Source organism: Streptomyces sp. NPDC006739, from assembly GCF_042869815.1.
In the GTDB taxonomy this organism is placed as follows: Bacteria; Actinomycetota; Actinomycetes; order Streptomycetales; family Streptomycetaceae; genus Streptomyces.
The window spans coordinates 32,224-43,420 of sequence record NZ_JBIAGM010000041.1; the positions used below are offsets into that span (position 1 = coordinate 32,224).

The window sequence follows — 11,197 nt, forward strand, 5'->3', positions numbered from 1 at the left end:
AGGGGTGGCCGGCCTCGCTCGCAGGCTTCCCCCTCGGGCAGTGGATCGCCGACGCACGCCGCTTCTACGCCCGTGGAGACATGGACATCGACCGCACCGAGCAGCTGGAGCAGCTGGAGCAGCTGGAGCAGCTGGGCATGGTGTGGTCGCACTACGACGTCGCATGGGAAGAGGGCCTGGCCGCCGCGCGTGGGTGGGCCGAGGCGAACGGGCACCTGCTCGCGCCGCTGGACGCCACCCACCAGGGCTACAAGGTGGGCATCTGGCTGAAGAACGCCCGCGCCGCCGCCCGCAAGGCGCAGGAGAGCAGCGGCGTGCCGAGGGGTTGCCGGTGGGATCGATGGCCGGGGCACTGTCGGAGGCGGCGCGAGCCACTGGAGGAGATCGACCCCTCGTGGTGGCCGGCCTGGCCGGTGGAATGGCAGCGCGCCTTCCACCTCGTCCGGCAGCACCTGGAAGCCGCGGCGAGCTGCCCATGGAGCCGGGCGACGTCGTGTACCAGGGCGAGGATCTCGGGCGCTGGGTGCGCTCGGTCCGCCTCGGCTGAGACAAGCTCACAGGCGTGCGGCAGTGGATGTGCGAGCACATCCTCGGGATCACACCCGCGGCCGAGGAGGGGAAGCTGTCCTCGCGCCATACATAGGCCGACAAATGGGGGCGAGCACCAGGGCGTGGCCATTGCGGTGGCGCAGGTGTTGGCGACGCCGCTAGTGGCGCCTACCACGATCTGGATCTTCTCGCTGGCTTTGCGTGATCCGCGTACAAAACGCCGGCGGCCCGACCGCTCAATTCGGTGGGACGTCTGCCTCGGGCGCGCGCCTCGGGGGCCTGCCGCAGCGCCTGTACGGCGGCGGCGATGCCTGGGTGTCCGTACCGGTCGATGACGGCGGCCAGGGTGTCGACGAGGTGGTTCTTGGCCTCGTTGGTGAGGCCGAGGGTGAAGGTGTGCAGCAGACGGGCAAGCGGAGCCCACTGGCCTTGCGGCGCGTAGACGGCTGTTTTGACGAGCAGTTCCTCGAGACGGTCGAGGGTGTGGGTGTCGACGGTCTCAGGCGCGATGGCGAACCAGTAGGACAGGGCCAGTGACGGGTCGCTCATCAGGGTGTCGCGCATGGTCTGGGCCTGCTCCAGGCGGTGGTTGTGTTCGGTGCGGCGTTGTTCCTCCTCGTGCCGGTGCCGCTGCTGGCTGATGGTGCCCTGCACGGTGTCGGGGCTGGCGGTGAGGTGGACGGCGGCCCAGGCGAGGCGGACGGGAAGGTGCGGGATGTCGGTGGGGCGGCCAAGGACAGTGTTGATGCGGGCGGCGGCTGTGACGGTATCGGTGGCCAGGTAGCTGGCGGTGATGTTGCGTGCGACGGCCAGGGCGTGGTCGGCGGCGACGGCCGCTGGGCTGTGGTGGGGCCGGGGTGTATGGGTCCGCCTGTCACTCCCCGAGGCCTGAAATAGCCTCCCCCGCCACATGCCGGGCCGCTTGAACCCGCGCCGACCACCGGCCGCCGCTGCACACGAGGGGACGGCCTGGATAAGCGGGATCAGTCGGCTGACGTCGTTGCGGGTGCCGCCATTGGTGATCGCGACGAGCGGGATGCCGTACGCCTCGACGCTCAGGCGATGCTTGCTGCCGGACTTGCCCCCGTCCACCGGAGAGGGTCCAGTGGCGGGCCCGCCGTTCATCGCGCGGATGTGGCTGGAGTCGACCGCGGCGCTGGAGAAGCCCAGCATGTCCGCGGCCCGCAACTCGGAGAGCAGCAGCTCGTGCAGCCGCCGCCAGACGCCCGCCTCGTTCCAGTCCCGCAGGCGTCGCCAGCAGGTCACCCCCAGCCGAAGCCCAGTTCCCGGGGCAGAAACTCCCAGCGGGTCCCGGCGTACGGAACGAAAAGGTTCCCGCACGGCACCTTGCGACTATCCAGACGCCTACGACCCGGACGCCGCGGATTACGCGGGACGACCGGCAGCAGCGGCTCGATGCGCACCCATAACTCGCCGTGGATCTCCCACGGCCTGAGGATCACCGGGCGTTGGAGTATCACGGATAGCTGCCGGTGCCGCACCGCCAGCTCCGGTGACGGTGCGGATGCGCCCAGACGCCGGGGCGGCGCTTCAGTCGGTCTGACGTTGGGTGGGGTCGAGGCGGCTGAGGACGGCGCGCACGAGGTCCCGGCTGTAGGGAGGGAGCGGTGCGGCCGCGCCGTGTGAAGTGGGCGGGTTCGTCGGCCCCGTGCTACCGGCTCCCTTTGAGCCGGGGCCGCCGTGCTGTTCCCGGAGCAGGTAGGTGATTTTGGCCCACTGCCGGAAGTTGCCGTGGCAGGCGACGTCGTCGATCCACAGCAGTTCGTCGGTGGGTACGTCCGCCCACAGCGGGTGGTATTCGGGGATGACGGTGAGGACTTCGGCCGGGGTGAGGGGCTTGTAGCGCTGCCAGACGAGGATGCGGGAGTCCAAAGCCGGACGGTTCTTGATCTTCTGGTAGCAGGTTTCGGCTCCGACCAGAACGACGGCGAGGCGGGTGTCCTCGTCGTCCCAGAGCTCGCGGATGAATTCGAAGGCCCGGGTGTCCAGCCGCTGCGCTTCGTCGACGACCAGGACGCGCGGGGCTTCCGACAGGGCTTCCTTGAGGAGGGTTTCGCAGCGGGTGCTGTTGAGGGGGGCCTCGCCGGGCAGGTCGAGCTTTTTGTACAGGGCGGCGCGCAGGGCCTGGATTTTGGCGGAGCCGACTTTGATGCGCAGGGTGGTGTGGGGGGCGAGGTCGTCGAGGTGGCTGTTGACGGCGAAGGTCTTGCCCAGGCCGACGCCGCCGTGGACGCACATGATGGCGCCCTTGCCGGCGTCGGCGTTGAGGGTGGTGACAAGGTTGGCGTAGGTCTCTGCGCTGGCCTGGGTCAGCATGGCGCGGGCACCGGGCAGGCCCATGTAGTGGTAGTTCGAGCTGGCGGTCGGCTGGTTCTCGGGCGTGGTCGTCGGGTGGGTCACTCAGTGTCCTGGGGTTTGGGGCCGGGCCGGGGTTTGGTCCAGCGGGCGGAGTCGGGCTGGGGCCGGTTGAGGAGGTCGGGCCGGGCTTCGGCGTACAGGTGACCTTCCGGTGTCTGCAACTGGCGTAGCTGGGCGGCTGCCTGGCTGGCGGTGAGCCGGTTGAGGGGTTCGGGCGCGGCGGCGACGCTGGTGGCGGCGTAGCGGGGTGTGGCGTTTTTGCGTGCTCGGCGGGCTTTGGCGGCGTAGCGGTCGGCTTCGCGTCGGCGGGCGTTGTGCAGTGCGCGGGCTTGGCGGGGGCTCATTTCGTCGCTGCGGAAGGCGGGGCCGCGGTAGGTGAGGGTGTCGGCGTCGTAGAGCTCGATGCGGTGGTAGTGGTGGGGTTCGTGGCGCAGGCGGACCATCTCGCCGGCGCTTGAGTGGCCGTGCATCCAGTCGCCGACGTAGTAGGCGCTTTTCCAGCGGATGCCCTTGCTGGTGATCTTCCGGGGTGGGCCGGCGTCGGTGAGGGTGTACGTGTGCAGGTCTGCGGGGTCGAGGGTGTCGATGGGGGTGAGGTCGGCGTGCCAGGCCTGGGCGGGGGTGCGCCGGTGGAGGCGGGCGATGGTGTGGTCGTTGTTCCACCAGTCCACCCAGCCGAGGACGATGGTGATGAAGGTTTCGTAGTCGAGGAGTTCGTGAAGGGCCCACAGGGGCTGGCCGCGGCGGTCTCGGCGGCTTCGGGGGGTGTGGGCGTAGCCGGGCAGTCCTTTGAACAGCAGGTGCTTGGCGGCGCCGTTGATGGCTTCGACGGTGCCTTTGAGGTGGGGGCTGTAGGGCGGCAGGACGATCAGTTCGGTGCCGAACTTTTGCGTGGGCTTCGGCTGCGGCCGGGTCGATGCGGGTGATGGAGGCGTCCGAGGCGGCGGCGTAGAGCCAGCCCGGGTAGGGGGGCCGGCAGTCCAGGTGGGCTGTTTCGGGGGGCGGGTGGCTGGCGCCGTCGAGATAGCTGCGGACGAGCTGGCTGCTGATGTGGCCGGGCAGGGTCGCGGACAGCAGCACCACGGGGGAGCCCAGGGCGCCGAGCCAGTGCAGCAGCCGGGACAGTGTCTGCCGCATGAACGGGGGCAGGGCGTGGACTTCGTCGACGATGACGGTCCGCCCGGACAGGGCCAGCATGCGCAGGGCGCTGAAGCGGACCGGCAGGGCGGCCATGAGGGCTTGGTCGTGGGTGGCGACGGTGAACTGGGCCAGCAGGGCCCTGTCCCAGCCGCGCAGCCAGCCGTCGGGCACCGTGACGCGTGCTTCGGGCCGCTCCCCCGCAGCCAGCCTGCTCTCGTCATCGTTGCCGTCGTCGCTGTCGGGCCAGTAGGCGTCGCTGGTGGAGGGTTCGTGGGCGGCCAGGCGGTGGTCGGTGTAGGCGGTGTTGTCGTAGCTGTGGCTGTGGACCAGGGAGACCGGGGCGTGTTCGGGATGGTGGGCCGCGACGTAGGCCTCGAGCATGTCGTAGGCGGCGTCGGTGGTGGCCATGGTCGGCAGCAGCCACAGGATGCCGGCCGTGTCCCCGGAGGCGTTGAAGATCCGTGCTGCTTCCAGCGCGGTGACGCTCTTTCCGCCGCCGGTGGCGTCGGTGACCACCAGGATGCCGGGCCCCTTCTCCCCCACCGAGGCTGTGAGTTGCCCGATCACCGAGGCCTGCAGGTCGTTCGGCCGCTCCAGGCCGCCGTGGGCCTGGGTGAACGGCACCTGCGGCAGGGCGATGCGGGCCAGCCCGGACTCCTCGACCACGGCGGGGGCGTCCCGGACGGCCTGGGCGTAGTGCTCGCCGGCGCCGAAGGCGGGCGCCTGGGCTTTGGGCAGCCAGTAGTGGCGCTGGCTGGCCAGCCGGTCCGCGATGATGCCGATTCCGGTGATCAGCACGGCCGCCGGCACCGACACGTCCGAGGGCACCGCGGTGGCGCCGGTCAGATAGCGCAGCAGGGCGAAGTAGCGGCGGCGCAGATCCTGCCAGGCCGGCCCGCCCAGGGCGAGGTTGACCCGGGAGGCTTTGGCCGCACCGTCGATGTCGACCTGCAGGAACCGGCCGTGGTGGCCGCCCAGGATCTGGGCGACGAGCACTCCGGGGCTGTCGGAGGTGTCCGCCGGATAGCTGGCCTCGGCCAGCAGGTGCAGCACACTGTGCATGGACGCCCGTTCGTGCGGCATACGCTGCCAGTTACAGGTGTCCGCGCGCAGGGTGTCGCTGACCCGGGCCCAGGGATACGCCTCTGTTCCTGGAACGCCGACAACTTGCCGAGATCGTGCAGGCCGGCGATGAACATCACCAGACAGCGCGCCTCGGCCAGGGTGAGCCCCAGCCCGGCGGCGATCAGCCGACGCTGACCGCGGGTCAGGTACCGGTCCCAGACCACGCCCGCGAGCGCCGCGACATCCAGCAGATGAAACAGCAGCGGATACACCGCCCACGCTCCGCGGTCGAACTTGCCCCACGGCGTCAGATCGATCCCGCCGCGCCGGGCATCCTCCCGCACCCCCACCAGCCCGCTCCCGCTCTTTGTCAACCCACCCTGGAATCAGGGATGTTGCGCCTATCCTGCCGCATGCAGAGCATCTCCCCCGGCACGCGTCCCTGGGAGGGCAGGGTGTAGCCTGCGATTCAGGCCTCACCGGTTTCCTCATCCTGTGAGGGTGCGCCCCTGCTGGTCATCACGGGCCGCTCAGCGACCTACTTTTCCCCACCCGCGTGGGGGTCGGCCGAGCAGGGCAGCCAGCTGGGCGATACGCGGCCCTCCCTACAAGGATAGGGGTGCGCCCTTCTGGATCATGATGACGACGACGAGGCAGACGACTTCCCCACACGCGTGGGGGTCTGTCCGCCTACTGCCGCTGCGGCTCCCAGCGATGCGGGTCTTCCCCACACACGTGGGGGTCTGTCCATCACCGACACCGTCACCGCCCGCGCCATGCTCTCTTCCCCACGTGTGTGGGGGGTCAGTCCACCTTGCGGCAACGACTCATCCTGACCCAGGCGTTCTCCCACACACGGTGGGGTGCGTCCAGGAATATCCAGAGCACAGTGTGCCGGATGACGTCTTCCCTGTACGCGTGGGGGTCTGTCCCGAGCACTCCGCTGCCAGAGTGGACACCGGGTCTTCCCGCATGCGTGGGGGCTGCCGTTCGATGAGCCGTCTCAGCCTCGTTGACCGGATGTTGTGGTGCGCAGCAGGGGTGGGTTGAGCAGCCATGCTTGTCCACGGCGGTAGAGGGCGGCTGGACGACCGGTGGGGGGCAGCCACTGGTCTCCCGTCGGCTGCACGAATCCTGGGGTGTTGAGGATTTTGCGGCGGAAGTTGCTGGGGTCCAGTTGCTGGCCCCAGATGACTTGGTACACCGTGCGCAGGTCTGTGAGGGTGAACGTCTCGCCGCAGAACGCGGTGGCCGCAGCGGTGTACTCGATCTTCCGGCGGACCTCTTCCAGGGCCTCCGCAAGGATTGCCTGGTGGTCGAACGCCAAGGTGAGCGTGCCGTCCTCCAAGTGCGCCGCGGGTGCCCAGAAGGCGCGGGCGGCGTCGGTTCCGCCGACGGGGGTCGGCAGGTCGGGGCCGAGTGCGAGGTAGGCGACCGTCACCACTCTGCCCCGTGGGTCGCGTCCTGGGTCTGCGTAGGCGCCGAGTTGCTCCAGGTGCAGCCGGCTGCCGTCGATGCCGGCCTCTTCCGCGAGCTCGCGCAGGGCGCCGTCGCGCAGGGTCTCGTTCTTTTGTACGTAGCCTCCGGGCATCGCGGGCATGCCGCGGAAGGGGTCCAGGCCGCGCTCGACCAGGAGCACCATCAGCTGGTCGTCTCTGAGGGTGAAGATCGCAAGATCTACGGTCAGCCAGGAGGGTCCGACCTCGTCCGATTCTTTGAGCCAGTCGTCCACCGCACCCCTAAAGGTCTCATTGACTTAAACTCTGCCGACACTTATGGTCGCAACAACCATAACTGTAGGAGCCGGGGGTAGGACATGGCCACGTCCGACGCGCCACCTGCACTGGAGACAACGCTCGAACCCACGGCCGCCACCCGTCATCTGTGTGCCGGCGTGTACGTGGACGAACGCTTCCGCGATCTCGTGATCGACGAAGTCTGCACCGCACCGCACCGCAGGGTCGCCCCGTCCTACGGTTTCGACATCGTCCCGGTCATGCAGCACGCATGGCGTGCCGCTGCGCTCAGGGCCCTGCCCCGTGCGATGGTCCTCGCCGCGGTGGCCGGTCCTCTGCTCACCGGAAGCGTTCCTGCGGCCGTCCTCATCGCCGGCGGTTTCGCTCTGCTGTTACTGCTGCGTCTGGCGGTCCTGCTGCGAAGCGCCGACGACCAGTCGATGACGGTCGGCAGGTCCCGGCGCCGCGCCCTGGATCCCTTACGGGCTCATCGCTTTCTCCTCAGGTTCCTCCTCCCGCGCGTCACCACGCCCACAGCACGCATGGTCAAACGCGTCACCACGGCCGCGCTGTGGCTGGTCCTGACCATCCTGGCCGTCGGCCTGCTGTATCCCCGGCAGGCAGTGGCGGCGCTCCTGCTGGCCGCGGCGCTCACGCTCGTCTATCTGGCCGTCGGAGCCGCACGCCAGTTGATCCTCAACCGCATATTGCGCACCCCTGTCCTGCGCCCCTCCCGCCTGTCCGGCCGCCAGCGGGCAGCCGACCGCCAGCAGCACCACATGTGCGCCGTGTACCGGCGCTCCCGGCATGCCGACGACGCGGACGACGACCTCACCAGGTTCACGCTCTTCGGTGACGAATCGCCGTTCATCGGGGCCGGCGAGCTCGTCTACCAGTGGAACCCCCCGATGAGCATCCAGTTGCTGCGGGCCGAGTCAGACGAGGAACCGCTGCACGAGCGGGAGCACGCGGTGCCGCCCTTCAAGGCACACGAACTCGTCGAATACTTACGCGAAGCGGTGCTGCCGCTGAACGCCGACAGCCACGACGTCCGGCTGCCCGCCGAGGTGCGGGACCGTGTCTACGTCGCCGAGACCGATGTCGCCGTCGACCGGTCGCTGCTTCCGCATCACTTCACCCGCGGTCAACTGCGCTCCATCATCGACACGCCGGAATCCAAGCAGCACCACTTCCTCGAGATCATCACACCCGCCGACGGGTCCGAATTCGTCGCGACCGTCCTGCTGCACGTTAGCCTGCAGGGACGCACCCTGACCCTGTCGACGGCAGCATGCGTCCTCGCCCACACACCGCGCTCGTTCCAGCGAGCTGAAGAGTTCGGCCATCACGGCGCTGCGGCCGTCATCTGGGCAGCCTTCAACGAATTGAGCGCGCTACCCACCGACATCCAGCACTCATGGCGGGTTCTGCGGTACCTCTACACGCTGGCCAAGGCCGCCGTCCTGCCCCGCGACCTCACCACGAACCCGATCCGCAACATCCTGATCGGCAGCCGCGTGAGCATACGGGAAGAGTCTTCCCAGACCTGGACCAAGGTCCAATTGGAAAAGACTGACATCCTCGGGCGCCTGAAAACCATAGAGCAGCGGCTTTTGAGCGCCGCCAGCGACTTCCTTCAGGCGAGGGGCGTCGACACGTCCGGCTTCAACGACCGCGCACTCAAGATCATCAACAGCGGGATCTTCAACTTCGGCGACAACAACAGCTTCACCAACAATGCCGTAGGAGACGCAGCCCAGGTCAACGTCTCCACGAGCCAGCCCGCCCAGTCCGACAACGGAGCAGCCACATGACCAGCAATCAAGGCATCATCAGCCGCGGCAACAACAACACCTTCAGCACCATCGCCATCGGAGAGAAGGCGCAAGTCTTCACGACTGCCCCTCTGCTCTCGGCCGAGCCCGCCGCCGAAGCAGACATTCCGTGGGACCTCGGGATCGTCACCATCCTGAGCGAGGAACTCCGCTCCGTCATCGACGCGTTAACACTCCACCGCCACAAGACACCCAGCGGCCTCTACTTCTATCAGGGCGAACACACCGTCTCCGACGCCACTTTGCGCATCGTGGCCACACAGACCCAAAGCCAGGGCCAGCGGTCCACGATGGCTGCCCTGGAACACCTCCGCCGCCACTACAACCCCCGGCTGTGGGCCCTCGTCGGCATCGCCGGAGGCATCCATGACGACCACGCCCACATCGGCAACGTCATCGTCTCCACCGACGTCGTCTACTACGAAAACCGCAAGATCAACCCTCAAGAAACCCGCCGCCGCGGTGAACACCGGCAGGCGCCGGCGCACATCGTCCACGCCGTCAACGCCTACTTCACCGACTACGGCACTCCGGCACGCATCAACGGCCAGATGACCGCACACGCCGACGAACAGTACGAGGTCTATCCCGGAGTCATCGGGTCCGGCGAAGCCGTCATCGCCGACCGGGCCAGCGACATTCGCACCTACCTCACCGCTTACCACGAAAAGGTCCTCGCCGTGGACATGGAAGCCGGCGGCCTCAGCCAGTACTGGCAGGAGAACTCGGTCCACGGCACGGCCAACCCCGGCTGGATCGTCATCCGCGGCATATCCGACAACGCGGACCAGCACAAGGGCCACAGCCACCACGAACTCGCGAGCCGCAACGCCGCCCACGTCCTTAGCCGCCTGCTCCCCTACCTCTGCTGACCCAGCCCCGAGCGCCGGCACAGCCACAACGAGAACTCCCCCGACCGGAGCCTCATCATGAACGCCTTCCTGCTCGGCATCCTCAGCTCCCTGGCCACCAGCGCCCTCCTGCTCGCCCTCAGTCTCCTGCGCGCCGCACGCCCCCTGTGGTGGCTCACCGCCGCCTGTTCCTGGTTCACCGGCACAGGCCTCCACCGCGTCTACCGCCGGCAGGCCTCCGCAGAACACGCCATGCGCCAGGACCTCGCCCGCGCCCAGTGGGTCAAAGTCATGGCAGGACGCGGCAACATACTCACCCGTGAAGCCTTCGCCCCCCTGTGGTCCGCCACCAGCTCACCCGCATCCGTCCAGATCCTGCTCCCCGACCCCGACGCACCACACGATTCCTGGCTCGACCGCCGCTCCCACCATGTCGCCCACTTCGACCCGGGCTTCACCCCCGAACTCCTCAGAAACCAGGTGAGGGCCAACATCGACTACCTCACCCACGCCGCGCACGCACAACCCGGCATCCGACTGCGCCGCTACAACCTCCCCCACACCTGTCGTGTCATCGCCACCGACAAGGCCGCCTACCTCACCTTCTACAGCGACAACGCCCACGGCAGGAACTCGCCCTGCCTCTACGCACGGGCGCCGGGCCTCCTCTACACCATCGCCCTCCAACAATTCGACACCGCATGGGCAAACAGCACCGAAGCCCGCAGTTAGAATATGACCCGCCGATCTCCAAACACGCAGGTATCAAGAGGGTTCCCCACACCGTGGGGGTCCGTCCCGCGTGCGGTCCGGGCACTGGAACGGCGACCGGCCTTCCCCACGTGTGCGGGGGTCTGCCGTTCGCCAACCGGGCACAGCGGTCCGTCGCCGCATTCCCCACACGTGTGGGGGTCTGGCGCGGGTCCAGTCGCAGCGAACGCCAGGAGCAAGGACTTCCCCTGTACGCACGGGGGGTCTGTCCGCCCCGCACTCTGTCGCCACTGCGCTTGAAGGCTTCCCCACACACGTGGGGGTCGTTCCTCTGCGACTGCGTACGGTACCTGGCGAGGGCGGTCTTCCTCACGCACGTGGGGGTCATTCCCCGTGCTCCGCGATCACGGCCCGCAGTCGAGCGTCTTCCCCACGGGGTCCTCCCCGCACACGTGGGGGTTCATCGTTCCGGGCCTGGGCGCGCCTGACCGCCCAAAGGAATCATCTCCACGCAGGTGGGGGTCTTCCAAGCTGCTTCTCGCGGCTGCCGAGGAAGTAGTCGCCGTCTTCCCCCACATATGTGGGGGTCGTTCGTTCTCGTACATGCGTCGGGCCTTAATTCGATCGCCCTCCCCACGCGTGTGGGGGGTCTGTCGGTGTGCCCCGCCTGGTACAGGGCCTCGATCGAGCCTTCCCCACGCGTGTCGGGGTCTTCGAGATGCAACGGCCGTAGCTCGCAGGCAGCGCAGTGAGTCATGAATAAAACCGCAGCTCAGACGCCTATCCCTATGGCCTTCTCATCTCAGTGCGCTGGAAATTCTCACGCGATGTCACTAAGTAGCTGTTGTCTTTTCGATCTTGAGAGATGCGCGTCGAACGGGAGTCCCGATCGGGTGGTCGCGGGGTGCTGGGCGCATACGAACAGGGCCTC

At 68.2% G+C, this 11,197-nt stretch carries 7 protein-coding genes and 3 pseudogenes; 4 read left to right on the forward strand and 6 right to left on the reverse strand.

The window, feature by feature from the left end:
• Nucleotides 1-137: 137 nt before the first annotated feature.
• Nucleotides 138-329 (forward strand): annotated as a pseudogene (locus tag ACFYMM_RS40915) (helicase associated domain-containing protein); the annotation flags it as partial.
• Between the two features lie 388 nt (nt 330-717).
• Here ACFYMM_RS40915 and ACFYMM_RS40920 read toward each other — a convergent pair.
• The 6 genes and pseudogenes from ACFYMM_RS40920 to ACFYMM_RS40945 form a co-directional block, all read right to left on the reverse strand.
• Nucleotides 718-1,815: a hypothetical protein gene (locus tag ACFYMM_RS40920; protein ID WP_388397065.1), complete on the reverse strand. Its 1,098-nt coding sequence runs from the start codon at nt 1,813-1,815 to the stop codon at nt 718-720.
• A 285-nt stretch (nt 1,816-2,100) separates the two neighbouring features.
• Nucleotides 2,101-2,970, reverse strand: a complete 870-nt coding sequence (locus tag ACFYMM_RS40925; protein WP_388397068.1) for an AAA family ATPase — start codon at nt 2,968-2,970, stop codon at nt 2,101-2,103.
• The gene (locus ACFYMM_RS40930) at nt 2,967-3,599 is read right to left on the reverse strand and encodes a Mu transposase C-terminal domain-containing protein (RefSeq protein ID WP_388397070.1); all 633 of its coding nucleotides are present in this window, start codon (nt 3,597-3,599) and stop codon (nt 2,967-2,969) included. The genes ACFYMM_RS40925 and ACFYMM_RS40930 overlap by 4 nt, the downstream gene beginning before the upstream one ends.
• A gap of 1,270 nt (nt 3,600-4,869) precedes the next feature.
• A pseudogene (locus ACFYMM_RS40935) lies at nt 4,870-5,151 on the reverse strand (hypothetical protein); the annotation flags it as partial.
• Nucleotides 5,152-5,267: 116 nt separating this feature from the next.
• A pseudogene (locus tag ACFYMM_RS40940) lies at nt 5,268-5,483 on the reverse strand (HD domain-containing protein); the annotation flags it as partial.
• 653 nt (nt 5,484-6,136) lie between these two features.
• Nucleotides 6,137-6,865 carry an NUDIX domain-containing protein gene (locus ACFYMM_RS40945; protein WP_388397073.1) on the reverse strand — a complete coding sequence of 243 codons (729 nt, stop codon included), beginning with the start codon at nt 6,863-6,865 and terminating at the stop codon, nt 6,137-6,139.
• A gap of 84 nt (nt 6,866-6,949) precedes the next feature.
• Here ACFYMM_RS40945 and ACFYMM_RS40950 point away from each other — a divergent pair, with 84 nt between their 5' ends.
• Genes ACFYMM_RS40950 through ACFYMM_RS40960 form a run of 3 tightly spaced genes read left to right on the forward strand, consistent with a single transcriptional unit; the run spans nt 6,950 to nt 10,287 of the window.
• Entirely contained in the window at nt 6,950-8,683 is a 1,734-nt protein-coding gene (locus ACFYMM_RS40950) for a hypothetical protein (RefSeq protein WP_388397076.1), read from the forward strand.
• Nucleotides 8,680-9,576, forward strand: a complete 897-nt coding sequence (locus ACFYMM_RS40955; RefSeq protein WP_388397077.1) for a hypothetical protein — start codon at nt 8,680-8,682, stop codon at nt 9,574-9,576. The genes ACFYMM_RS40950 and ACFYMM_RS40955 overlap by 4 nt, the downstream gene beginning before the upstream one ends.
• A gap of 57 nt (nt 9,577-9,633) precedes the next feature.
• Entirely contained in the window at nt 9,634-10,287 is a 654-nt protein-coding gene (locus ACFYMM_RS40960) for a hypothetical protein (protein ID WP_388397080.1), read from the forward strand.
• Nucleotides 10,288-11,197 lie beyond the last annotated feature (910 nt).